A 24,389-nucleotide genomic window follows, 5' to 3' on the forward strand; every position below is an offset into this window, starting at 1 on the left:
GAATGGACAGGTGACCGATCGGCCGGCGCCCGCCGTCGCTCAGTAACCTGCCCGCAGGGACAGGCGCGCTCAGGCGGCCGCGGGGGCCTCGTTGAGGAGCACGAGCAGGACCTCGAGGGCGTCGATGACGGTGAAGATGCCCTGGAGCTGGCCGTCGCGCATGACCAGGGCGGCGCCGATCTTGCGCTGGGACATGTCCCAGACGACCTGCGCCAGCGGGCTGTCGGGGTCGCAGACGTAAGGGTCCGGGGTGCACACCGACTCGACGGTGGTGTGCTGCGGGTCGAGGCCCTGGACGGCCAGGATGTGGCCGATGTCGCGATCGGTGACGATGCCGACGAGGTGACCCTGGCTGTACACCGGAAGGTGCCGGACCTGGAGCTGGAACATCCGCGTGTAGGTATCGACGAGGTTGAGACCGCCGTCCAGGATGAACGGATCTCGGGTCATGAACTGGCCGACAGTGAGGGTAGACCGTCGCATTGCGAACTCCTCCTGGGGAGAGTCTGAACCGGATCGTGCGATCGCGCCAAAACGGGCCGTAGGGGGTATCTCGGCCCGGTATAGGCGAACTCGCGCGCGGCGGGGGGGCAGACCGCGTGGTATGGTCCGCGCCATGCAGAGACTTACCACCCTTATGGCGGCGCTGGCCCTCACGGCTTGCCCGCAAGACTCCGGCGACGAGACCGGCGGGACCGACACCTCGGGAGCGTCCACGCCGATGACGACCACCACGTCCGCGACGAGCGACGACTCGACGACCGCGACGACCTCCGCGTCGACGACGACGGACACCACCGGGCCGACCACCGGCGAGACCACCGGGGAGACCACCGACGAGACCGCCGGCACCTCGACCACCGAGGACCCGACCGCGGGCGTGTGCGCCCTGCCGCCGCTGACCGAGGAGATCGTCAATACGCTCGGCTTCAACGTGTTCGGCCAGAGCTACGAGGCGAAGCCCGGCGAGTCGCTGGACCTGTCGGTCGGCTCGATCGAGTGCTGCTACATCAAGATGCCGGTCGACGCCTGCGTGACCTACTCGGTCAGCCCGGCCGAGGGCGCGACCATCAACGCGGCGGGCGCGCTGTTCATCGCCGCCGACGTCGAGCCGGGCACCGTGTTCACGGTGACTGCCGACGTCGAGGACGGCCGCAAGGTGCTGACGACCGAGGTATTCGTGTACACGCCGGAGTCGAACCCGTTCGTGGGGATCTGGCACGAAGTGGCGCAGCTGCCGTGCGGCGGCGGGGCCGAGGTGGCGCCGGAGATGGCGATCCAGGAGCTGTGGTTCCGCGCCAGCGGCGAGGTGCAGGTGACGTGGTTCCCGTTCGAGATCTACTTCGACTACTGGTCCGACTACGCCTACGACCTGCAGACCGGCGACCTCGAGATCACGCCGACCGGCGGCAACTACGTGCCGGCCGACGTCGAGGGCGCGGGCACGTTCAAGATCGAGGGCAATCAACTTGTCCTCGAGGACATGTGGCTCGGCTCGCCGCAGAACGGGATGACGCCGGCGAACTGCGGCCACCGCTTCGAGCGCTAGGTCGCAGGCTCGCGCGGGCGGCGTTGCAGAGCTGTCTGGAAGGACAGGTGACGGACGCCGCCTCGCGAGGGGGGGACGCCTTTGATGGCGTCCCACCCCACGCGTATGATCGTCGTCCCTCGCGCTTCGTCATCCCCGCGCTGGGCGGCTTCTGCGGCGAGTGCAACGGCGACGCCGACTGCCTCGGCGTGTGCGGCGAGTGCTCCAGCGACGGCGACTGCGGGCCCGGCGAGATCTGCAGCGGGCCGAAGGTGGACCTCGACCTCGGCGCCCTCACCGGCGCCAAGCGCCTGTGACGAGATGGCCTCGAGGACATGTCGGAATGGACATGTCTCGAGAGTCATCGTGCGTCCGCTAGCAGATCGGGGCCACGCGCACCGGGAGGCCGCCGCTCGGGCCGGCGGTGATGCCCTTCTGCTGCGCGTGGACCTTGTGAGCGGGGTCGGCCTCGACGGCGAAGCGCGTGAACAGGCGGGCGAGGACGATCCGCATCTCGTGCTCGGCGAACGCGGCCCCGAGGCAGCGCCACACGCCGCCGCCGAACGGGAAGTGGACGGTGGCGGAGGGCTTGCGCTCGAGCATGCGCTCGGGCTTGAAGGCGTCGGGCTCGCTCCATAGTGAGGGGTGGCGCTGGATGAGGTAGACGCTGAGCATGACGATGGTGCCGGCCGAGAGGTCGCGGCCGAGCAGCCGCATCGGCTTGCGCAGGCGGCGAGACACGCCGATGCCGATCGGGTAGAGGCGCATCGACTCGGCGATCGCCGCGCCGAGGTAATGGAGGTCGCGGACTCGGGCCGGATCGAAGCCGCCCTGCATGACCTGGGCGACCTCGGCGCGCACGCGGGCCAGCGCCTCGGGGTGCTGCACGAGGCAGTGCACGGCCCAGCACAGCGACAGCGAGGTGGTCTCGTAGCCGCCGATGACGAGCATCAACAGCTGGGCGTGCAGCTCCTCGCGCGACATCGGCTGGCCGTCGGCGAAGCGGGCCCGGAGCATCAGCGCCAGCACGTCGCTGCGGTTCTCCGGGCCGTCGGCGAGGCAGCGATCGATCTCCGCCTCGAGCAGCGCGTGGATCCGGCCCAGCCGATCGGCGATCCGCCGCACCGGCAGGCGCGACGGGGCGAACGGGGCGTCGAGCGCGGCCGCGCGGGCGCGCTTGCTGAGGCGCGTGAGGGCGGCGTGGGCTCCGGTCGGCGTCAGCAAGGTGCCGAGCGCCAGCATGTCGGGGCCGAACACCAGCTGCAGGTACTCGACGACGAGGGTGCGCAGCTCCTCGAAGCGCGGGCCCTCGGCGACGCCGAACAGGCAGCGCAGGATGACCCGCATGGTGATGTCCTGCATCGGCCCGATCAGCGGGAAGGTGCTGCCCCGCGGCAGGCCGTCGAGCACGCCGTCGGCGATCTCGAGCATCGTCGGCCCGAAGGCGCGCACGCTCTCGGCGTTGAAGGCCGGGTTGAGCAGCTTGCGCCGCTGGCGGTGGTGCTCGTCGTCGGTGAGGATGAGCGCGAGCGGGTCGACGAACAGCTCGACGCCGCCGGCGTGGCGCTCGAGTTGATCGTAGGAGCCGGTGAGGAGCTGGCGGACCGTGTCGGGCTCGCTACAGACGAGCACCGTGGGCATGCCGGCCAGGCGCAGCTCGGCGAGCTCGCCGCCGCGGCGCCGGAGATCGTCGAGGAAGCGGTAGGGTTCCCGGGCTATCTTGACGAGGTTGTCGATCGCTCGAGGGCGCCGTGCCACTTGTCGCGGATCGTCTGAAACATCGGCGGTCCGTCTAGCACGGCGATCCCCGGGGGGCCACGGAGGGACGGCGATGGACGGCGCGCGGCCGCTCGCGCTGGGGTATGTTCGGGCAATGCAGCGAGCAGCGACGCGACGCGTGGCGATCCTGGGGGCGAGCGGTGCGGTGGGTGGGCAGGCGCTGGCAGAGCTGTTGCGGTCGCCCGCGATCGCGGGGGTGACCAGCCTCGGCCGACGAACGATCGCCGACGCGCCGGCGTCGCCGAAGCTCGCGCAGCGCGTGGTCGAGCTCGAAGACCCGGCCGCGTACGCGCCCCTGCTCGCGGGGCACGAGGCGGCGATCTGCACCCTCGGGGTCGGGCAGCCGACGAAGGTGTCGCGCGAGGAGCTGCAGAAGATCGATGTCGACTACGTGATGAACTTCGCGACCGCGTGTCGCGACCAGGGCGTGAGGTCGTTCGCGCTGCTCGGGGCGGTCGGCGCCGACGCCCGCTCGCGCAGCTTCTACTTGAGGATGAAGGGCGAGCTCGAGGAGAAGCTGGTCGCGCTGGGCTTCTCCCGCACCAGCCTGTTCCACCCGTCGATGTTGCTGACGCCGCAGAACCGCTACGGGACGGGGCAGGCGATCTTGCTGGCGGTGTGGCCGAAGCTCGACCTGCTGCTGGCAGGGCCGTTGCGGCGGTTTCGGGGCATCACCGTGGCCGATCTCGGGCGGGCGATGGCGCGCGACGCGGAGCGCGACGACCCGGGCGTGCACGTGCTCCACTGGGACGAGTTCTCGGCGCTGGCCCGTGAGTCGACGTAGGGGATTCCACCGGGGCGCGCGATGCATGTCAGTACATGATTCTTCGGACATGTTGTAACGGGATCGTAATCGCGGCTTCGGCGGCGGCGGCGCGCCGATCGGGGGACATGACGGCGGTGTAAAGTCGGCGTCGACGCATGTCGACATCGACGAACGACAAGCCCCTGTTCCGTAGCGTCGCCACGTTCATCGCCTTCGTCCTGGTCGGCGTCGGCGTGTACGGCTGGCTGCAAGCGACCCGCGCGGCGCCTCGCCAGCGCAGCGCGGTCGAGCAAGGCCGCCCGGTGCGGGTGCTCGAGCTGGCGCCGATCGAGGTGGTGCCGCGGGTGATCGGCTACGGCGCGGTCGAGGCCCAGCGCGAGTGGCAAGCGCTGGCGCAGGTGTCCGGCACCGTGGTCGAGGTGGCGGACCGGCTCGAGGCCGGACGGATCGTGCAGGAGGGGACGGTGCTGCTGAAGATCGACCCCGGCAGCTACGCGATCGAGCAGGGCCGCTCGGAGGCGGTGGTGAAGGCGGTGCGGGCCCAGATCGCGGAGATCAAGGCGCGCGAGGCCAGCGCGGCGTCGAACCTCAAGATCGACGAGCGCTCGCTCGAGCTGGCCCGCGGCGAGCTCGAGCGCGTGCGCTCGTTGTACGAGCAAGGCGCGGCGCCGCTGACCGACGTCGAGGTCGCCGAGAAGGCGGTCATCGTCGCCGAGAAGACGGTGCAGACGTTCCGCAACACGCTCGGCGAGCTGCCGGCGACCCGCCGCGTGCTCGAGGCGCAGCTCGAGCAGCAACAGGCCGGGGTGGCGACGACCAAGCTCGAGCTGGCCAAGACGGAGATCGTTGCGCCGTTCACGATGCGCCTCCGCGAGGTCAACGCGGCGCTCGAGCAGGTGGTGACGGGCGGGCAGGCGCTGATGGTCGGCGACGGCATCGACGTGTTCGAGATCCCGGCGCAGGTGCCGGTCGGCAGCCTCGGCTCGCTGCTGCCGCCGCGCAAGCCGGAGGAGACGAAGCAGGCGCCGGGCGGGCCGTCGCGGCTCGAGGCGGTCGAGGCGATCGTGCGCCTCGAGGGCCAGGGGGTGCAGCGCGCGTGGAAGGGCAAGTTCCGCCGGTTCGGCGGCATCGACCCGAACACGCGGATGATGATCGCGGTGGTCCAGGTCGACGAGAGCCGCGAGGCCGGCGCGCAGCCGCAGGGGCCGCGGCTCAACCGCGGGCTGTACGTGGAGGTCGAGCTGCGCGGGCCGCCGCGCGCCGACTGCCTGGCGGTGCCGCGCGCCGCCTACCACGACGGGACGCTGCACGTGGTCGGCGCGGAGGACAAGCTCGAGCTGCGCAAGGTCGAGGCGACGCTGGTGCAGGAGGAGTTCGTGTGCGTGACCGGCGAGGTGCAGGCCGGCGACAAGATCGTGCTGACGGACCTGGTGCCGGCGCTGACGGGGATGCTGCTGGCGCCGCGCGTCGATGACGAGGGGACCGCCGCGCTGCAGCGGGCGGCCCGCGGGGAGGCGTCGTGATCGTCTACTTCGCGCGGCACCCGACGGCCGCAAACCTGTTGATGCTGGTGTTCGTGATCCTCGGCCTGGTGGCCCTGCCCGGGCTGCGGCGCGAGTCGTACCCGGAGTTCGAGCCGTCGCAGATCCGCATCACCGCGGCCTACCCCGGCGCCGACGCCGAGATCGTCGACGAGACGCTGGTCCAGAGCATCGAGGAGGCGGTGGCAGGGCTCGACGGGGTGGCGGTGATGACGTCGCAGGCCCGCGAGGGCTCGGCGTCGATCACGATCGACGTCGAGGACAAGGTGCCGCTCGCCGACGTGCTGGCCGACGTCAAGTCGGCGGTCGACGGCCTGCGCGACCTGCCGCCCGACCTCGATCCGCCGGTGGTCGCGGCGGCGACCCGCCGCGCGCCGGTGGCCTCGATCGCGGTCACCGGGCCGATGTCGGCCCAGGACCTCAAGCTGTACTGCGAGCAATTGCGGCGCGAGCTGCTGCGCGACGAGCACATCGCCCAGGTGACGATCGCGGGCTTCTCGACGCACCAGGTGTTGATTCAGCTGAAGCAGTCGGCGCTGGCCCGCCACGGGCTGTCGGTCGCCGACGTCGCGGCCGCGGTGCAGGCCCAGAGCGTCGACAGCCCGATCGGGACGATCGAGCGCGCCGGCGGCGACATCCTGGTCCGCTACTCCGACAAGCGCACCGACGTGGGCGCGCTGGCCGAGCTGGTGGTCAAGGGCGCGGCCGGGGGGGCGGAGATCCGCCTCGCCGACGTGGCGCACATCGAGGACACGTTCGCCGTCGAGGAGGAGCAGACGCAATTCAACGGCGAGCGCGCGTGCACGCTCGGGATCACCAAGACGGCGTGGCAGGACAGCCTCGACGTGCTCGGCGCGATCGAGGCGTTCCTCGCCGACCAGGAGCTGCGCAAGCCGACCGGCGTGAAGCTGACGCTGACGCAGAACATGGCCTCGGCGGTGGCCGACCAGATCGGGCTCCTGTTCACCAACGCGTGGCAGGGGCTGCTGCTGGTGTTCGTGACGCTGTGGCTGTTCTTCCACGTGCGCCTGGCGTTCTGGGTCGCGGCCGGCCTGCCGGTGTCGGTGCTCGGCTCGCTGTGGGTGCTCGGGCAGCTCGGCCAGACCGTCAACATGATGACGATGATGGGCATGCTGGTCGCGCTCGGCCTGGTGATGGACGACGCGATCGTGTTCGCCGAGAACTTCGCGGCCCACCGCGAGCGCGGGGCCTCGGCGACGCGCGCGGCGGTGGACGCGGTCAAGGAGGTCGCGTCGGGGGTGGTGTCGTCGTTCCTGACGACAGCGGCGGTGTTCGTGCCGCTGATGGGCATCGAGGGCCGGATCGGCCGCGTGCTGCAGGTGATCCCGATCGTGCTGATCGCGGTGCTGGCGGTCAGCCTCGCCGAGGCGTTCTTCATCCTGCCCAACCACCTCGCGCACACGTTCCGCGACGTCGACCCCAATCAGAAGAGCAAGGCCCGCGCGTGGTTCGACGCCGGGTTCGCCCGCTTCCGCGAGCGCCGCCTCGGCGGGGCGGTCGACTTCGCGGTCCGCCACCGCTGGGCGACGCTCGGGCTGATGGTGGCGCTGCTGATCGGCTCGGTCGGGATGCTGTCGAGCGGGCGCCTGCGCTACGTGGCGTTCCCGGCGGCCGAGGGCGACGTGGCGGAGTTCCGCCTGGCGCTGCCGCCGGGGGCGCCGCTGGAGCGCACGCAGCAGGAGGTCGACCGGGTGGTGGCCGCGGCCTGGCGCGTCAACGAGAAGCTGACGCCGGAGCAGCCGGAGCAGCAGCCGCTGGTCCGCAACGTGTCGGCCCGCTTCAACTACAACGCCGACGTGACCGACGAGTCGGGGCCGCACCTGGCGACGGTGTCGGTCGACCTGCTGGGCATCGAGGCGCGCTCGACCACGCTCGAGGCGTTCTCGAAGGCCTGGCGCGAGGAGACGGGGCCGCTGCCGAGCGCGGCGGTGACGAAGTTCGCCGAGGGCTCGAAGGGCGGCCCGGCCGGCAACGCGATCGAGGTCGAGATCCAGAGCGAGGACCTCGAGCGCGCGAAGGAGGTGTCGCAGCGGATCCAGGCGTGGTTCATGCAGAACCCCGGGGTGTTCGACGTCGGCGACAACCTCGACCCGGGCAGCGAGCAGGTGCGCGTGCGCCTGCGGCCCGGCGCCGGCTCGTACGGGCTGACCGGCAGCGCGGTGGCGCAGCAGGTCCGCTCGGCGCTGACGGGCGTGTCGGTGCAGACGTTCCACACCCACGGCGAGGACTACGAGCTCTACGTCGAGCTCGAGCACCGCGGCCGCGACACCATGGCCGACCTCGAGCTGATGCCGGTCACGGTCGCGCCGGGGGTCAACATGCCGCTCGGATCGATCGCCACCATCGAGCTGACGAGCAGCTTCGCCCGCCTGAACCGCCGCGACAGCGTGCGCACCGTGACCGTGACGGGCGCGGTGTCGGCGGAGGAGGCCAACGCGTCGGAGGTGATGAGCCGCTTCATGACCGAGGCGGCGCCGGAGATCGAGCGCGAGTTCCCGGACGTCCGCCTGGCGGCCGGCGGGGCGGCCAAGCAGTCGGCCGAGGCGCTGAACTCGATGCTGACGCGGATGATGATCGGCCTGTTCGCGGTGTTCGCCCTGCTGAGCCTGCAGTTCCGCAGCTTCGTGGCGCCGCTCATCGTCATGCTGGCGATCCCGTTCGCGTTCGTCGGGGTGATCTGGGGCCACCTGCTGATGGGCATGCCGCTGTCGTCGCAGAGCATCTTCGGCCTCATCGCCATCTCGGGGGTGGTGGTCAACGACTCGATCCTGCTGATGGAGTTCATCAACATGGCCCGCGTCCGCGGCGACTCGCCGGCGACCGCCGCCTCCCAGGCCAGCCGCGACCGCTTCCGCGCGGTGCTGCTGACGTCGGCGACGACCATCGCCGGCCTGTTCCCGATCATGTTCGAGACCAGCCGCCACGCCCAGTCGCTGGTCCCGGTGGCGGCGTCGATCGTGTTCGGCCTGGCCGCGTCGACCGTGCTGGTGCTCATCGTCATCCCCGCCGCCTACGCGGTCCTGGCCGACCTCGGCCTGGCGCCGAAGCCGTTCTCCGGCGACGAGGAAGAGGATTGAGCACGAGGCCTTCGGGACATGCTCCAAGGGGCATGTCCTGAAGGCCTCATGAAGAGCGGGCGCTCAGCCGGGGCTGGCGTAGGCGCCGTAGGCGGCGACCTCGGGCGCGGCGGTGTGGAAGTCGCCGGCTGCGGGGTCGGCGAACTGGGGGTCGGCCTCGACGACGGGGCCGACGCAGCTGGCGTCGCCGTCGCTGACGGGGAGGTCGACGGCGTTGTCGTCGAGGTGGAAGCCCATGGCGGCGGCGTCGTAGCAGTCGTTGATGACGCGGTGGCCGCCGGCGAAGATGTTGCGCCCGATCTTGGCGCCCTTGGCCTTGCCGGCGTCGTCGATGTTGATCTCCGAGCGCGAGCCGGCGGCCGAGCCGGCGCCGTTGGCGTAGAAGGTGTTGTGCTCGACGACGATGGCCTCGGTCGCCGGGCCGGCGAAGCGCACGCCGGAGTAGTAGTTGCCGTAGATCAGGTTGCGGCGGACGTGGACGTCGGTGATGGTGCCGTCGCCGGCGGCGTTGATGACGATGCCGTCCTCGTAGTCGGCGTGGCCGTTGCCGGTGATCCGGTTGCGCTCGATGACGATGCCGTCCAGGGTGCCGTACTGGCCGCCCTGGGTGTACAGCTGGATCCCCCGCGAGGCGTTGTCGCGGATCACGTTGTTGACGACGGTGATGTCGCTGCCGCCGGCGAGGTAGATGCCGTGGTCCTGGTGGCCCTCGGGGCCGCACCGGCCGTAGCGCTCGATCAGGCACGCCTCGACGCGCAGGCCGTTGGCGCGGTTGCTCTCGATGTGGCCGCCGTCCTCGCCGGTCTCGCAGTCGCCGGTGAAGGTGACGTGGTCGATCGTGACGTCCTCGACCTCCTCGACGCTGGCGGTGTTGAACGAGTCGCCCTTCTCGAAGCCGGAGATGTCGAAGGTCAGGTTGGTGACGACCACGTGGCTGCCGTCGCCCTCGAAGGTCATGCGGCCGCGCAGGCGCACGCCGTCCCGGCTCTCGCCCACGAACACGATCGGGGCCTCGGCCGTGCCGCCGTGCAGGATGTAGAGCAGCGGGTCGGCGCCGGCGTACTCGCCGTCGTGGATGAAGTAGCAGGTGCCGGGGCCGTCGTCGGCGTACTCGCCCTCGCCGCGCGAGGCGGCCGCGAGCTCGTCGACGGTGGTCAGGTCGACGCGGGTGGTGCCGTCGGGACAGGCGCCGGGAGCGTCGGTCCACTCGCCGATGGCGAGGTCCTCGGTCTCGTCGCCGGTGGTGGTGCCGGTGGGGTCAGGGTCGGGGCCGGTGGTGTCGGGGCCGGTGGTCGAGGTCGTCGGCGAGGCGGTGGTGGTGCCGTCGGTCGGTGAGGCGGTGGTGGTGCCGTCGTCGCTGCCGGTGGGCGTGCCGCTGCTGCCGTCGCTCGTGCCGGTGGGGCCGTCGGTGTCGTCGCCGGTGCTGCCGGCAGCGGCGCCGCCACAGGCCGACAGGAGGGCGAGCAGGAGCGGCGAGGAGAGGGCGAGCTTCGGCGAGGTCATCGCGGCGAGCATAGACGAATCGCGGTGCCGGAATTGTCGCGCCGCCGCGCGCTCACTGCGAGCAGTGGCGGGGGATACGGACGTCGTCGCGCTGCCCGGGCCGCCGCGGCTCGATGCGCGGCGGCGACATGAGGGCCTGCATGAGGTGGAGCGGACGAGGTCGTTCGTGGACCTCACGCGCCCGCCGGGCTCGTGGGTCGGCGCTCGACGAGGTTGGACAGGGCCTTCAGGGAATGTTCATGGGGACATGTTCATCAGGACATGGACTTTGAGGAATGTCCTGATGGACATGAACCTCCGCGCTCAGCCGGGCCCGGTCGCGGTCGCGCGGGCCGCGAGCGCCCGCTCGAGCGCGGGCAGCAGGTCCTTGCCGCGGAGCGCTGCGCCGAGCTCGACGATGGTGCCGTCGCCGTCGACGAGGACGCCGGTGGGGACGCCGGAGAAGCCGAAGCGGGCCATGACGTCGGCCTCGCCGTCGCGCCCGACGAAGGCGTGGGTCCACGGCATCGACCAGTGCTCGGCGCGGAACGACTGGACCGCGCCGGGGCTCTGGTCGAGAGAGACGAACACGAACTCGACCTTCGGTCGATCGACCGCGCCGAGCTTGCGCAGGCCGTCCTCGCCGGACCCGGCCGAGATGCCGTTGACGGCGGCGTAGGTGGCGTGGAGCTCCGGCATCTCGGCGACGCAGGGGCCGCACCAGGTGGCCCAGAACTCGATGAAGTAGAGCTGACCCTTGCGATCGGCCCGGGTGACCGGTGGGACGCCGGCGAGCGCGGGGAACTCGAAGTCCGGGAACTGCTTGCCGCGCTGGAGGATGCGCGCCGGATCGAAGTCCTCGGCGAGGCGCTTGGCCGTGTAGGTGCCGGCGAACTGCGGCTCGCCGGCGCGGGCGTAGAGCTCGGCGACGCGGTCCTCGAGGTGCCGCTCGTGCGCCCGGTAGAGGAGGAACTCGAGCGCGTCGAGGGCGACGTTGGCGTTCGGGTTGTCCTGCGCGTGAGCGAGCCACGCTTCGGTCCGCGCGGCGAAGGTCTCGTCGGCGGAGTCGAGGACGCGGTAGAGGAGGTTGTTGACGTTCATGAACACGCCGAGCCGCGGATCGAGCGGGTCGACGTTGGCCAGCAACCAGTCGGCGCGGGCGCGGGCGTCGGCAGCGCTGTCGTGGCCGACGAAGACGTCGAGGTGGGCGAGGCGCAACAACATCCGCGCGTCCGCGCTGGCGGCGGCGTCGGCCTCGGCGAGCGCCTCGGCGGCCAGCGCGGCCACGGCTGCCTGCTGCGTCGCGTCGGGGACGAGGATCTTGCCGTCGATGTGCGTCATGCTGCGCTGCAGCTCGCCGACGCGAGACCACCAGGCCTCGCGATACGTCTGCGCGGCGAGCAGCTCGGGCGCCACGCCGCGCCACTCGAGCCGCGCAGGCTTGCCCGGCGGCGGGAGGGCGGCGAGGTCGAGCTCGAGCGCGCCGCGACCTGCCAGGTCGACCACCGACCAGTAGTCGCCGCCGCCGTCGCTCTCGTAGCTGTCGGCGAGCGGGCCGTTGTAGGTGCGCGCGCCGCTGGAGAGCTGGTAGCGCAGCTTGACGGCGCGTGGAGGGAGGCCGGCGAGGTCGAGGCGGTAGGTGCCGGCGGGGGTGCGGACGGCCGTGCGCGACTCGCTGGCGAGCGTGGCGCCCCCGGCGTCGAGCAGCTGCAGGCTCACGTCCAGGGCCTCGCCCGGCTGCGGTCGAGCGTAGGTGCCGAGGTCGCCCTCGACCTCGACGACGCCCTCGACCCGCAGGGTCTGCACGAGCTGGGCGTGATCGACTGCGGCGAGGCTGAGCACGTAGAAGCCGGGCTCGAGCTCGACGCGGAAGCTGCCGTCCTCGGCCAGCTGCCCGCTGGTGACCGGCTTCATGAAGCCGTTGCGGAGGACGCTGAAGTCGGCCTTGCGCAGCGGAGAGCCGTCGTGAGCGCGGAGGCGCCCGGCGATCGCGCTCACGGCCGGGAGGGGCGCGAGCTCCGAAGGGGTCGCAGCCGCGGCGGGAGACGGGACAGGGACGACCGGTGCGTGGGTCGCAGCGCCGCAGGCGGCGAACAAGAACAGCCAGGAGACCATACCGATACGCATGGAACGGAGGGTAGCACGAGGAGCGGTCGGCGAGCATCGAGCAGGAACGTCGTGCGGCGAGAGACCGCGAGGGCTCGCCAGGCGTTGCAGCGGGGTTCACGACGGCACGGGCTGTCCCACGGGACATTGGAGGAGGCCGCGGGTCACGGGTCGCGTGGACCGTTGGGACATGTCTCGAGAGACATGTCGTTGCGGTGCTGCCTGTCATCTGTCTCTCGAGACATGTCCCCCGGTGCGGCTGGGTCTGGGGCGACGACCGCCCGGCGCGCCTGGGATCTGTCTCGAAAGACATGGCCTCATGCCGCGCCCATGAGCTCGTCCGGAGCGACGGCCCCGGGCGACCTGGCAGCTGTCTCGAGAGCCATGTGCCGGCCGCGCGCTCAGGCGCGGCGGCTGGCCTCGACGGCGACGGCCATGCGCCACAGCGCGAGGAACACCGCGACGCAGGCGAGGCCGCGGGCGGCCCACGACGACCAGGCCTCGCCGGACCCGTGCACGGCGACCAGGACGATCGCGCCGGCGACGGCCCAGCGGGCCAGGGTGAGGGCGCCGGAGGCCAGCCACAGGCGCGGGTTCTTGGCCACGTCGAGGCAGGCGCGCAGGTACTCGCGCGGGTGGACGCCGCGCTCGCCGCGGAGCACGCGGCGGGCGGCCGCGAGGTCTCCGGAACATGTCGCAAAGGTCAGGAGGAGGATCAGCACGACCAGCTCGACGAGCGCGTGCGAGCCGGCCAGGGCGTTGGCGACGAAGCTGAGGACGAGGCGGAGCACCAGGCCGTAGAGGCCGATCAGCGCCAGCACCGGGAGGTTGCCGAGGCTGGCGCGGCCGAACTCGGCCCAGGCGCGGGTGCCCCGGTCGCTGGGGTCGTCGAGGCGGAGCAGCGCGCCGCCGCGGACGAGCAGGGCGATCGCGGCGCCGAGGAGGCCGCTGGCGACGGCGGCGGCGACGAACACCGCGAGCAGGGCGGGGTTCAGCGGCAGGAGCTCGACGAGCGCGGCGATCAGGCGGTCGGGATGGACCCACAGGTGGCCGCCCATGGCCCGGCGCACGGCCCCGAAGACCAGCTGGGCCGCGCCCCAGGCGAGGCCGAGGTGCAGCGCGCACAGGCCGAGCCACAGGCCGGGGACGCGGAGGACGCGGCGCAGCGACTTCACAGGCCGAGCCCTCCGAGCAGGGCGAGGTCGAGGGCCTCGTGGAAGCGGGCCACCGGGTCGCTGACGCCGTCAGGCCGGCGCTGGCCGGGGGCGTGGAGCCGGTTGTCGAGGCGCTCGCCCTCGAGCAGCAGCTTGTCGTCGGGGTCGACGGCGACCGCGGCCAGCTTGCGCCCGGGGAAGTTGAACACGCGGTAGCGGGCCTGGCCGTCCCACCAGACCCGCTCGTGCGCGCCGTCGGTGAACTCGAACTCGACCTCGACCGGCACGCGGAACTCGCCCTCGCGCACGACCAGCGCGAAGGCCTCGGTGGCGGCCGCCTCGAGCTCCTCGCCCTCGGGCTCGGCCTCCGCCTCGACCAGCGCGAGCGCGCCGTCCTGGCCGCGGCGCCAGCCGCTGCCGCCGAGGGCCCGCCGGTTGGCGATCCGGGCCACCGCGAAGTCGACCGCGGAGGTCGCCTGCAGGCCCTGGTCGAGGAAGTCGCGCAGGTCGAGGTCGACCGGCTGTCCTTCGGGACCTGTCTCGGAGATCCTGACCTTTTGGCCCAATTCGCGCAGCAGCACGGCCTTCAGGTCGTCGCCGGTCGGGTGGCGGAAGCGCCAGGTGTCGCAGTACACGCGGAAGGCGCGGTCGAACTTCTCGGGGCCGGCGAGCGCGCGCAGGGTGTGGAACAGGGCGGCGGTCTTGCGGTAGACGGTGCCGCCGAAGGTGCCGGTGATGTCGCGGTACTCGTCGGCCCGGCTGTCGACCGGGTCGAGCCCGGCGGCCGCCGGCAGGGCGACGCGGATCATGTCGGTCGTGGAGACGCGCTGGTTGCCGATCCGGGCGATGGTGGCGTCTTCGCCGAGCCAGTCGTCGAACACGAGGGTGTTGGAGAACGAGTTGATGCCCTCGTCGAGCCACGGCTGGGTCGCCTCGTCGGAGGCGAGCAGGCCCTGGAAGTACTGGTGGCCGAACTCGTGGATGGTGGTGAACTCGCCGGTGAGGAGCTCGTGGATGCCGAGCAGGCGCAGCGGCAGCGGCAGGCGCAGGATGTCCGTCGTGGTGAAGAGGGTCGGGTACTCCATGCCCTGGGCGCCGCTCGCGGTGTCCGGCGGGTGCACGATCGTGATCGTCGACCACGGGTAGGGCCCGAAGCGGGCGTCCATGCTCTCGAGCGCGGCGATCTGGGCGTCGAGGTGGCGCTGGGCGTCGGCCGCCAGCGCGCGCGGGATCAGCTGGCGGATCCTGACGTCACGCCACATGTCGCCGTACTCGAGGAAGTCGGGCGAGGCGGCCCACGCGAAGTCGTGCACCGTGTCGGCGCGGTAGTGCAGCCGCTTGCGCCCGCCCTCCGGCGGCCGCTCGTCGACCAGCACGCCGGTTGCCCCGACGACCATGTCCTCGGGGACATCCAGGTGGACCTCGTAGTCGCCGAAGTCGGCGTAGAACTCGCTGTTCAGGGTGAAGACGTGGGCCTGCCAGCCGCCCTCGTGGCGCACGGCCAGCTTCGGGTACCACTGGCCGACCATGTGGAAGTCGCCCTCGTAGCCGGTGCGCGCGAACACCCGCGGCAGCTGGGTGAAGAAGTCGAGCTCGACGGTGACGACCTCGTCGGGGCCGACGGGGCGCGGCAGGGCGATCGTGCCGAGGCTGGGATCGCTGCCCTCGACCAGCGCGAGCGGGGCCGCGGCGGCGTCGCGCTGCTCGGGGGCCTTGAAGTCGGCGGCGTCGCCGTGCGCGAGCAGGCGAGCGGCGCGGACATCGATGTAGCCCCACTTCCCGTCGCCCTTGTCCTGGCGCGCGCCGCGGTGCGCTCCGCGGGCCTCGGCCATCCACGCGGTGTCCTCGGCGCGGAAGCCGTTCATATAGAGGTGGAGCACCAGCGAATCGACGGGCGAGCGGGTGTTGTTGCGCCAGGTGATCCGCGCGGTGCCGGTGACCGTGTGCTTGTCGGCGTCGAGGCTGGCGTCGAGGACGTAGTCGGCGAGCTTGATGCCGGCGGGGATCGGGCCGCGGACGTCGAGCGGCCGCAGCGGGTCGACGGGGTCGGCCACGCGCCGCTCCGGCGCCGCCGCCGGCTCGCACGCGAGGGCGCCCACGAGGGCGCATGCGGCGGCGCGGCGGAGGAGAGAGGAGCCCACTGCGAGCATCGGACCAGCCCTGTACCACCGGAGTTTCGCGGCGCACAAGGCCGCCTCTGCGCTCCGCCGCGTGTACACTCGCGGCGTGAGCGCAGGGCCGACCGACATGGGCGCGAGTGCCGACGACGGCGACCGACGATCGCTGGAATTCACCGACCTCGACCAGGAGGCGCTGGCGCTGCGCGGGCGCGCGCTCGGTGCCTGTCTGCAGGCCGGGGACGCGGTGCTCCTCCACGGCCCCATGGGCGCCGGCAAGACGACGCTCACCCGTGCGATCGCCGTCGGCCTCGGCGTGTCTCATCCCGGTCGCGTCCAGAGCCCGACCTTCACGCTCTGCATGGTCCACCACGGCCGCGGCCCGAGCCTCGTCCACGTCGATCTGTTCCGCCTCGGCGGCGACGGCGACGAGGGCCTCGGCGGCGGCGCAGGCTTCGATTCCCTCGACCTCGAGGAGATGCTCGGCGAGGCCGGTGCGCTCGGCGAAGCGGCCGAACAGCCGAGCCTCGAGCGGGGGGCGGCGATGATCGTCGAGTGGGGATCTCGGTGGCGTTCACCGCCCGCGGATCACCTGGCGATCACGCTGACGCGTCCGTCCGTGGACCGCAGATCCCTGTTCGCCGCGGCCACTGGCCCCCGTGCGGCCGCGCTGCTGTCCGCATGGTCGGTCGCCTGCGACGGCCTCTCCTCCTCTTAAAGGAAGGAAAGGCAAGGTCGCAAGAGACCTGGCCGGCGAGTACTCGGCCGTCAGGGCAGATGCGATCTACTGGGCCTCTCAGGCTGTGACGCGGGCTTCAGGGAGATCGGACTCTGCTCGCAGCATCGAGTTGTGGCGCGCCGACGTCGAGCAATTCGGCGGCCGCGGCGGCGCGTAGAGGCCCAGATTCATGGAATTTCGCCGATTTAGCGGCCTCGCATGCGCGTCGTCGAAGGTGCGATCGAGGTCGCCGACTGGTCCGCGAGACCTAAGGTACACGGGCCGCTACCCCCTCCCCGCAGCCCCTCCCCGAAAAAAGTTGGCTCCTACGCTGCAAATTTGCCTTTGCAGAGCACATGTTCCGGATTATGGTCCTTGCCGAGCAACGAGGTCGGGCTTCTCCGATCTACCGCGACCTCCTCCACATTCTCGTCCGCACGGACGTACGAGCGAAAGAACCAACAATGGCAACCAAGAACAAGGCACCCAAGGAAATCCTCGTCGTCGGCAGCAAGGTCAAGGACGTCATCCGTGACGCGGGTCTCCGCAGCGATGGCGAGCTGATCCAGGCCGTGTCCGACAAGGTCCACGAGCTGCTCGGCGCCGCGATCGAGCGCTGCAAGAGCAACAACCGCAGCACCGTTCGCCCCTACGACCTGTAGGCCGTCCGACCCTGAAGGGTCGCACGAAGCGAAAGAAAAAAGGCCGCTCCCGTCCGGGGCGGCCTTTTTTCGTGGCCTGCGGCGATTCTCACGCCGACGGCCCGATCGACGATTTTGCCGGCGACTCGCCCGCTCCGGCAATTCTTGCGGCCAGATCGGCCGCGGAGCGGCCGACGAATGGCCAGATCGGCCGCGGAGCGGGCGGCAAATCCTCGGTGTGTCCGTCCGGGCATGTGCGATCGGACATGTTCCCGGGCGCATGTCCGCTCGCACATGCTCCCGAGGTCAGCCGGTCGCCGGCGCCTCTTCGATCTGCCAGCGCTCGAACACCGCCGGGTTGTGGTCGATCTCGACCAGGAACCGGCTCGGGCGCATGATGTGCGACGGCCCGTCGCGGCTCTCCTCGATCACGGGGTAGCAGCAGTACAGCTCGTCGGCCGCGCGGGTGGCGGCGACGTAGAACAGGCGCCGCTCCTCCTCGAGGTCGGCGGGGTCGCGCACCGAGGTGGCCATCGGGAAGCGGCCCTCGGCCAGCCACAGGACGAAGCAGATCGGCCACTCGAGGCCCTTGGCCTGGTGCACCGTCGACAGCACGAGCATGTCGTCGGGCTCCTCGGCGCCGAGCACGTTCTCGGCGCTCATGCCCTGGACCAGCGCGAGCTCGCTGAGGAACTCGTTGGCGCCGTCGTAGCGCTCGGCGTAGCCGGCGAGGTGCTCGAGGTCGTCCTTGCGCGCGGCGGCGTTGGGGAAGTTGCGCTCGGTGTATTCGCCGTAGTGGCGGGCGACGACCTCGCGGATCATCGCGCCCGGGCTGCGCAGGTCGGGGTTCTCGAGGATCGCCCACAGCTCGGCCAGCCGCTCGAGCGCGGGCCGGCCCCGCCCGCGCGCCTGGCCGGCCTGCTCGGCCAGCAATTGCGCGGAGGAGGCGGCGCCCGCGGCTGTCTCTTTGGCCAGGAGCACCGCCAGCTGCTCGGCCGTCTGCGCGCCGATCCCCGGCCACAGCCGCAGCAGGCGGATCCACGACAGGCTGTCCTGCGGGTTCTGGCGCGCGCGCAGGTAGGCGACCACGTCCTTGATGTGGGCCTGCTCGAAGAAGCGGAGGCCGCTGCGTACCGTGTACGGGATCTGCCGCCGCGTCAGCTCGACCTGCAGCTCGAGGCTGTGCGAGTGGTTGCGGTAGAGCACGGCCATGCGCGACAGCGGCAGGTCGTACTCGTGGTGCAGCTCGAGCACGCGCTGGGCGATGAACTCGGCCTGCTGGAACACGTCGCGCAGCGGGATCACGGCCGGCTTCGGCCCCGACTTCTTCACCGCCACCAATTCCTTGGGGTATTGCTTGACGTTGCGGGCGATGCTGCGATTGGCGAGCGCGAGCACCTCGGGCGTCGAGCGGTAATTGATGGTCAGCGGATAGAGCCGCGCGCCGGGGTGGCGGGCGCGGAACTCGGCGATCTGGGCGAAGTCGGCGCCGCGGAAGCCGTAGATCGACTGGGCGTCGTCGCCGACGCACACCAGGCTGCCATGCTCCTTGGCCATGGCGTCGACGAGGGCGCCCTGGATGGCGCTCACGTCCTGGTACTCGTCGACGAGCACGTGGTCGTAGGCCGAGCGCACCAGCGCGGCGACCTCGGTCAGCCGCGGGTCCTCGAGCAGGCGCAGCCAGTGGATCAGGAGGTCGTCGAAGTCGCACACGTTCATGTGCCGCTTGCGCTCGGCGAAGCGGAGCGCGACCTCGTCGATCATGACCGCCTGGTCGAGCAGGCGCAGGCCGTGCTCCTCGACCACCTGCATCAGCGGCTTGCGGGTGTTGGCGGCCAGGCTGATGAGGTTGGCCAGCACCTTGGCCTGGGGGAAGCGGCGCGCGGTCAATGTCTGCAGGCCGAACTCCGCCACCACTGCGCCGAGCAGGGTGCGCGCGTCCTCGGGGTCGAGGATGCCGAAGTCGGGCGAGAGGCCGATCGCGGCGCCGTAGCGGCGGAGGATCCGGTTGCCGACGTGGTGGAAGGTGCCGGCCGAGCAGCGCCGCATCTCGACGCCGAGCAGCGACTCGACCCGGCCCACCATCTCGCGCGCGGCGCGGTTGGTGAATGTGCACAGGAGGATCCGCTCGGGCTGGCAGCCGCCGGCGACCAGGCGGGCGACGCGGTAGGTGAGCGTGCGGGTCTTGCCGGTGCCGGCGCCGGCGAGCACGAGGATCTCGCCCGGATCGGCCTCGACGACCGCGAGCTGCTGGGCGTTGAGCTCGCGCCCGAGGTCGAAGGGCTGGCGCGTCGGGGCGCTCGACTTGAGGACGTACTTCATCCGAGGTGCTTCTGCATGAACGCGAGGATCTGCTCTTCCATGTGCACGCGGTCCTCGAGGCCGCGCGGCATGTGCCGCTCGTCGGGGAACAGCAGCAGCTCGTAGGGCTTGCGCGCGCGGATGAGGGCGCCGATGAGCCGCGAGGTGTGGCGGAAGTGGACGTTCTCGTCGATGAGGCCGTGGACCAGCATCAAGGCGCCGCGCAGCTCGCCGGCGTGAGCCATGACGCTGCTCTCGCGGTAGCCGTCGGGGTTGCCCTCCGGGGTGCCCATGTAACGCTCGGTGTAATGGGTGTCGTAGCCGTCCCAGTGGGTGACGGGGGCGCCGGCGACGGCCAGGCGGAACACGTCGGGGTGGCGCACCATCGCCATCGCCGACAGGTAGCCGCCGTAGCTCCAGCCGTAGATGCCGACGCGCTCGGGGTCGACGAGGCCGAGGCCGGCGAAGTGGCGCACGCCGTCGACCTGGTCCTCGAGCTCGACGCGGCCGAGGTCGCGGTGGATCGCGCCCTCGAAGGCGAGGCCGCGGCGGGCGCTGCCGCGGTTGTCGATCTTGATCACGAGGTAGCCGCGGCTGCGCAGCGCCTGGGCCCGCATGTCGACCGTGGTGCCCCAGGTGTCGACGACGCGCTGGGCGTGCGGGCCGCCGTAGATCGCGACCAGGGTCGGGTAGGGCGGGCCGGCCGGGACCGGGGCGCCGCGGGCGTCGGCGCGGATGGTCGAAGGGTCAGGTCGGTAGATCGCCGCCCACAGCTCGTCGCCGTGGCGGTTGCGGAAGCTGACCAGCTCCGGCGGCGGCAGGTCGAGGCCGGCGAGGCGCGGGTCGTCCTCGCCGGGCAGCTCCTCGAGCAGCTTGCCGTCGTCGAGGCTGCGCAGCGACAGGCGGGTCGGGTGTTGCACGCTGCTGTGAGCGTCGACGAAGCGGCGCTTCTGCCGGTCGACGACGACGCCGTGGACGCCGGGCTCGTGCGTCAGCTGGACGACGTCGCCGCCGGCCAGCGGGACCGCGAACAGGTGCTGCTCGGTCGGGCGCTCGCGCCAGCCGGTGAAGTAGACGCGGCCGCGCTCCTCGTCGACGGCGACGATATGGTCGATGGGCCATGTCCCGGAGGTCAGCTCGCGGATCAGCCGGCCGTCGGCGGCGCGCAGCTCGAGGTGGCGGAAGCCGGTCCGCTCGGACGACCACACGAAGGCGCCGGCGAGCTCGCCCGCGCCCTGCTCGAGCGGGCGCAGGTCGTCGTGGAGGTTGTACCAGGGGGCGGCTGTCTCTTCGAGCAGGTGGGCGGACTTGCCGGTGCGCGGGTCGAGGCGCACGAGGCGGAGGTGCTGCTGGCCGCGGTCCTGCAGCTGCGCGGTGAGGCTGCCGTCGGGGAACCACTTCACGCGCGCGAGGTACTCGAACTCGCCGAGGTCCATCCAGGTGACGCGGCCGCCGGCGACCGGGACCACGCCGAGCCGCACGCGCGCGTTGGGGCTGCCGGCGAACGGGTAGCGGTGGTCCTCCTGCGCGCCCTCGCCGACCTGGTCCTTGCCCTGGTGGACGATGCGGTAGGCCGGGATGTGCGTCTCGTCGACCTCGACGAACGCGAGCTGCTTGCCGTCGTCGGACCACCAGAAGCCGTGGCTGCGGTGCATCTCCTCCTGGGCGATGTACTCGGCGAGGCCGTTCGTCTTGCCGGTCCCGCGCGCGCCGGTGGTGAGCTGCTTCGGCGCGCCGCCGGCGACGTCGACGACGTACAGCTCGTCGTCGTGGACGTAGGCGACGCGCTTGCCGTCGGGCGAGAGCTTGGCGTCGAGCGCCGGCGGGGCGCCCGGGCCGGGATCGACGAGCAGCCGCAGCTCGCTGTCCTCGGGCCGCTTGACGTAGATCTTGCCGGTGAGCGGGACGAGCATGGTGTCGCCGTCCTCGGCCCACGCGTACGAGGTGACGCCGAGCTCGCGCTGGCGCAGCCGCTCGCGCCGCAGCTTCTCCTCGAGCGAGAGGTTGGCCTCGGTCGCGCCGCCGCCGGGCGGGGCGACCAGCAGGCTCTCCTCGCCGGTCCGCAGGTCGCGGCGGTAGAGCTGGCGCACCAACGTGCGCTCGGGGCTGCGGAGGTAGGCGAGGGCGCGGCCGTCGGGGGTGAAGGTGATCGACTGCGGGCCGACGAGGCCGGGCAGCGGATAGGCGGCGGCTTCCTCGAGCGGGAGCGGGGGCTTGAGCGTGGGAGGCGTGGTCATGACGGGGCGAGTCGGCTGCTCGTGACGCGCGTCGTCGCGGCCGCACGCGCCGACCAGCGCGAGGCATGCGAGCGCGAGGCCGCGGACGAACGGTGCGTCGAGGTTCGGGAGGGACGGCACGCGCGTGCATCTTGGCACACTCACGCCCGCCGTAAATGCGGTCGCGCGGAGCGCCGCGGGCGTGGCGGCCCGGCGACGAGGTTTCATGGCGGCGTGTGCGGAAGCACCGAATCGGCGGCGCCGCCGGGACGCACGGGGAGCCGCGGGGCGCGTCGGACTCGCACCGGACCCCGACGCGCAGTGGACCGGTGCGGGAGAAGAGGCGCAGGAGAACGGGGTACGGTGGACGGGTGCGGAGGATGCCTGTGGTGGACGGCTGCGGAGGCTCGCGGTGGAGGCCTGCGGTGGATGCCTGCGGCGGATGCTCGCGGTGGCCGGGCGGGGCGCCTCGGCTTGCGCCGGCGCGGGAAATCGGCCATAAAGCGTGCCCATGGCCACCTTAGTCGAGATCTTGACCCGAGAAGAGGTTCGTCCGCAGGTGGTCCGCGCGTGCGCCTCGCTGATCGACGCCGAGGTCAAGAGCAAGACTGGCCTTTCGGCCCTGGCCATCAAGGCAGGTTACAAGCTGGTCGCGGCGATCCGCCCGTCGATGGTGGCCGACGTCGTCGACCGTCTGCTGCCCGAGTTCGCCGCGGCGCTCGAGCCGATGCACGTCGAGAGCCGCGACCAGGCCGCCCGCGTCGGCGAGCCGCTGCCGTCGGTGTTCGCCGCTCACGTGACCACCGAGGCGCCCCGCGTCGCCCAGGCGCTGCTCACCGTCACCGACCGCCGCGCGGCCAAGGCCAGCGGGCCGCTGCGCAAGACTTACGACCGCCTGCGCGACTCGGCCGAGGCCCACGTCCGCATCGCAGTGCCCGGGCTGGCGCGCACTCTGGCGCCGTTCCTCGCCTGAGCGCCGGCCTCGGCTGCGATCCGCGGGCCCGGCGCGCACACCCCTCCGAGGGCTCGGACGCCCCTGGAGCGCATCCCTTGCGGCCAGGGAGGGTCGTGATACCGTGAACCTCGGGGAGAGACGAGGTGTCCACTCCGGCTCCTGCTGAGGCTGCTGCATCCGGAGACACGGAAGAGGTCCGTGCGCTCCGCAAGCGCGTGGCTGAGCTCGAGCAGGCGCTGGCGACGCGCGAGACCCAGGCGTCGAGCGCGGCCGAGTTCCGCCGGTCGCTCTACGAGGCGTACGTGTACGGCCTCGGGCGCACGCTGTCGCTCTACGACCCGGCGTCGGTGCGCGTGCTGGTGCGCGAGATGGGGCGGCGGATCCGCGAGTACCTCGAGGAGGTCGGCTACGACCTCGGCGGGGCAGGCACGCTCGACGAGGTGCTCGAGAAGACGATCGGCTTCTTCGTCGACCACGGCTTCGTCGACCTCGAGGTGGTGCGGTGGGAGAACAACCTGATCCAGGCCCGCTGGCACCGCCTGCTCGGGCTCCGCGCGTACGAGCGGATCGTCGCCGCCGGCGGTGAGACGTTCATCTCGTGCCCGCTCAGCGCGGTGATCCACGACGGCCTGGCGGCGTTCGGCAAGGAGCTCGAGCTGGTCAAGAACACCTTCCACGTCGAGCGCGGCTACGTCGAGAGCTGGGAGGCGGTGGTCGACACGCCGACCGAGGAGCCGCGCGAGCCGCTGTCGCTCGACGCCGAGCGGATGTTCGCGCTGGAGCGCGAGCAGAGCCGGCAGCTGCGGGTCCGCGACGAGTTCATTCGCATCGCCTCGCACGAGCTGTCGACGCCGCTCACCGCGACCAAGCTGGCGCTGCGCCGGCTCGAGAGCGCGGAGCTGCCGGAGGCGGCGCGCCACCCGGTGGCGGTGCTGCACCGCCAGCTGCGCCGGCTCGAGCTGCTGGTGTCGGAGATGCTCGACACGACGCGGCTGCAGATCGGGCGCATCCGCCTCGAGCGGGCGGAGGTCGATCTGGTGGCGGTGACGCAGGGCGTGATCGAGCTGCTGTCGGCCAGCGAGATGGTCGAGCCGGGGGAGATCCGCCTGCACGGGACGACGTCGGCGGTGGGCCTGTGGGACGCGGGCCGCCTCGACCAGATCGTCACCAACCTGCTGACGAACGCGATCAAGTACGGCGAGCGGCGGCCGATCGACGTCACGATCACGCTCCACGGCGACGAGGCGCGCCTGCAGGTGGCCGACCGCGGGATCGGCATCGCCCCCGAGGCGCTCGAGCGGATCTTCGACCCGTTCGAGCGCGCGGCCCCGGTCGAGACCCACGGCGGGCTGGGGCTCGGGCTCTACATCGCCCGCCGGTTCGTCGAGATGCACGGCGGCCGGATCGCGGTCGACAGCCGACCCGGCGCCGGGGCGACGTTCACCGTCGACCTCCCGCGCACGCTGCCGCCGGCCCCGGGGTGGCGGGTCGAGCGGTCCGTCGAGGCCCGGGAGTCCACGCCGTGAGCCCGGTGCTGGTGGTCGAGGACGACAGGGACATCCGCGAGACGATGGGCCTGGTCCTCGAGGGCGAGGGCTACGAGGTCGTCACTGCGCCGAACGGGAGGGAGGCGCTGCAGCTGCTGCAGTCGGGCCTGCGGCCCTGCCTCGTCCTGCTCGACTTGATGATGCCGGTGATGAGCGGGTGGGAGCTCCGCGAGCAAATGCTGCGCGACCCGTCGATGGCCGCCATCCCGACGATCGTCATCACCGGCGACACGCGGGCGTCGCAGCGGACCGCGCAGCTGCGAGCGGCGGCCTGCTTCGCCAAGCCGTTCGAGATCAGCGACCTGCTGGCGGCGGTGGCCGAGGCGGCGCCGCGGGCGGAGGCGTGACGTCGCGTCGGGCGGCGCGAGGAGCGTCGACCGCGGACCGCCCGCAGCGAGCCGTGCGGCGAACGGGCCGCGTGCGGTCGGCGCTGCCGGGGG

At 71.8% G+C, this 24,389-nt stretch carries 18 protein-coding genes; 10 read left to right on the forward strand and 8 right to left on the reverse strand.

The window, feature by feature from the left end:
* Positions 1 to 69 precede the first annotated feature (69 nt).
* Positions 70 to 483 (reverse strand): CBS domain-containing protein, encoded by a 414-nt coding sequence (locus tag O0S08_RS11820; RefSeq protein ID WP_269039190.1) that lies wholly within the window; start codon positions 481 to 483, stop codon positions 70 to 72.
* 133 nt (positions 484 to 616) lie between these two features.
* On the opposite strand from O0S08_RS11820, the gene O0S08_RS11825 reads away from it, so the two are divergent.
* Together O0S08_RS11825 and O0S08_RS11830 are read left to right on the forward strand one after the other, a co-directional pair.
* A complete protein-coding gene (locus tag O0S08_RS11825; RefSeq protein WP_269039191.1) occupies positions 617 to 1,549 on the forward strand; it encodes a hypothetical protein in 933 nt (310 codons plus the stop codon).
* A gap of 47 nt (positions 1,550 to 1,596) precedes the next feature.
* Positions 1,597 to 1,845, forward strand: coding sequence for a hypothetical protein (locus O0S08_RS11830; protein ID WP_269039192.1), 249 nt, complete (start codon positions 1,597 to 1,599; stop codon positions 1,843 to 1,845).
* A 58-nt stretch (positions 1,846 to 1,903) separates the two neighbouring features.
* Here the strand turns inward: O0S08_RS11830 and O0S08_RS11835 are convergent, their stop codons facing one another.
* On the reverse strand, positions 1,904 to 3,286 hold the full coding sequence (locus O0S08_RS11835; RefSeq protein ID WP_269039193.1) for a cytochrome P450: 1,383 nt from the start codon (positions 3,284 to 3,286) through the stop codon (positions 1,904 to 1,906).
* Positions 3,287 to 3,401: 115 nt separating this feature from the next.
* Between O0S08_RS11835 and O0S08_RS11840 the strand changes: the two genes are divergently transcribed.
* The 3 genes from O0S08_RS11840 to O0S08_RS11850 all read left to right on the forward strand — a co-directional run bounded on the left by O0S08_RS11840 (position 3,402) and on the right by O0S08_RS11850 (position 8,712).
* Positions 3,402 to 4,091 (forward strand): NAD(P)H-binding protein, encoded by a 690-nt coding sequence (locus tag O0S08_RS11840; protein ID WP_269039194.1) that lies wholly within the window; start codon positions 3,402 to 3,404, stop codon positions 4,089 to 4,091.
* Positions 4,092 to 4,228: 137 nt separating this feature from the next.
* Positions 4,229 to 5,596 carry an efflux RND transporter periplasmic adaptor subunit gene (locus O0S08_RS11845; RefSeq protein ID WP_269039195.1) on the forward strand — a complete coding sequence of 456 codons (1,368 nt, stop codon included), beginning with the start codon at positions 4,229 to 4,231 and terminating at the stop codon, positions 5,594 to 5,596.
* The gene (locus O0S08_RS11850; RefSeq protein WP_269039196.1) at positions 5,593 to 8,712 is read left to right on the forward strand and encodes an efflux RND transporter permease subunit; all 3,120 of its coding nucleotides are present in this window, start codon (positions 5,593 to 5,595) and stop codon (positions 8,710 to 8,712) included. Before O0S08_RS11845 ends, O0S08_RS11850 begins: the two co-directional genes overlap by 4 nt.
* Before the next feature lie 63 nt (positions 8,713 to 8,775).
* On the opposite strand, the gene O0S08_RS11855 is transcribed toward O0S08_RS11850, so the two are convergent.
* The 4 genes from O0S08_RS11855 to O0S08_RS11870 all read right to left on the reverse strand — a co-directional run bounded on the left by O0S08_RS11855 (position 8,776) and on the right by O0S08_RS11870 (position 15,604).
* Entirely contained in the window at positions 8,776 to 10,215 is a 1,440-nt protein-coding gene (locus tag O0S08_RS11855) for a right-handed parallel beta-helix repeat-containing protein (protein ID WP_269039197.1), read from the reverse strand.
* A gap of 303 nt (positions 10,216 to 10,518) precedes the next feature.
* Positions 10,519 to 12,321 carry a TlpA family protein disulfide reductase gene (locus O0S08_RS11860; RefSeq protein ID WP_269039198.1) on the reverse strand — a complete coding sequence of 601 codons (1,803 nt, stop codon included), beginning with the start codon at positions 12,319 to 12,321 and terminating at the stop codon, positions 10,519 to 10,521.
* Positions 12,322 to 12,701: 380 nt separating this feature from the next.
* Positions 12,702 to 13,475, reverse strand: a complete 774-nt coding sequence (locus O0S08_RS11865) for a hypothetical protein (protein WP_269039199.1) — start codon at positions 13,473 to 13,475, stop codon at positions 12,702 to 12,704.
* On the reverse strand, positions 13,472 to 15,604 hold the full coding sequence (locus O0S08_RS11870) for a M1 family metallopeptidase (RefSeq protein ID WP_269039200.1): 2,133 nt from the start codon (positions 15,602 to 15,604) through the stop codon (positions 13,472 to 13,474). Before O0S08_RS11870 ends, O0S08_RS11865 begins: the two co-directional genes overlap by 4 nt.
* Before the next feature lie 76 nt (positions 15,605 to 15,680).
* Here O0S08_RS11870 and O0S08_RS11875 point away from each other — a divergent pair, with 76 nt between their 5' ends.
* Together O0S08_RS11875 and O0S08_RS11880 are read left to right on the forward strand one after the other, a co-directional pair.
* On the forward strand, positions 15,681 to 16,289 hold the full coding sequence (locus O0S08_RS11875) for a tRNA (adenosine(37)-N6)-threonylcarbamoyltransferase complex ATPase subunit type 1 TsaE (protein WP_269039201.1): 609 nt from the start codon (positions 15,681 to 15,683) through the stop codon (positions 16,287 to 16,289).
* 464 nt (positions 16,290 to 16,753) lie between these two features.
* A complete protein-coding gene (locus O0S08_RS11880) occupies positions 16,754 to 16,951 on the forward strand; it encodes a hypothetical protein (protein ID WP_096326703.1) in 198 nt (65 codons plus the stop codon).
* A gap of 285 nt (positions 16,952 to 17,236) precedes the next feature.
* On the opposite strand, the gene O0S08_RS11885 is transcribed toward O0S08_RS11880, so the two are convergent.
* Together O0S08_RS11885 and O0S08_RS11890 are read right to left on the reverse strand one after the other, a co-directional pair.
* Positions 17,237 to 19,252, reverse strand: coding sequence for an ATP-dependent helicase (locus O0S08_RS11885; protein ID WP_269039202.1), 2,016 nt, complete (start codon positions 19,250 to 19,252; stop codon positions 17,237 to 17,239).
* Complete coding sequence (locus O0S08_RS11890) at positions 19,249 to 21,588, reverse strand: S9 family peptidase (RefSeq protein WP_269039203.1); 2,340 nt, start codon at positions 21,586 to 21,588, stop codon at positions 19,249 to 19,251. The genes O0S08_RS11885 and O0S08_RS11890 overlap by 4 nt, the downstream gene beginning before the upstream one ends.
* A 370-nt stretch (positions 21,589 to 21,958) precedes the next feature.
* Here O0S08_RS11890 and O0S08_RS11895 point away from each other — a divergent pair, with 370 nt between their 5' ends.
* The 3 genes from O0S08_RS11895 to O0S08_RS11905 all read left to right on the forward strand — a co-directional run bounded on the left by O0S08_RS11895 (position 21,959) and on the right by O0S08_RS11905 (position 24,296).
* Complete coding sequence (locus tag O0S08_RS11895; protein ID WP_269039204.1) at positions 21,959 to 22,420, forward strand: DUF6918 family protein; 462 nt, start codon at positions 21,959 to 21,961, stop codon at positions 22,418 to 22,420.
* Positions 22,421 to 22,617: 197 nt separating this feature from the next.
* A complete protein-coding gene (locus O0S08_RS11900; RefSeq protein WP_269039205.1) occupies positions 22,618 to 23,928 on the forward strand; it encodes a sensor histidine kinase in 1,311 nt (436 codons plus the stop codon).
* Positions 23,925 to 24,296 carry a response regulator gene (locus tag O0S08_RS11905; RefSeq protein ID WP_269039206.1) on the forward strand — a complete coding sequence of 124 codons (372 nt, stop codon included), beginning with the start codon at positions 23,925 to 23,927 and terminating at the stop codon, positions 24,294 to 24,296. Before O0S08_RS11900 ends, O0S08_RS11905 begins: the two co-directional genes overlap by 4 nt.
* Positions 24,297 to 24,389: the final 93 nt, after the last annotated feature.

The sequence above is a fragment of the Nannocystis punicea genome (genome assembly GCF_026965555.1).
GTDB lineage: Bacteria > Myxococcota_A > Polyangia > Nannocystales > Nannocystaceae > Nannocystis > Nannocystis punicea.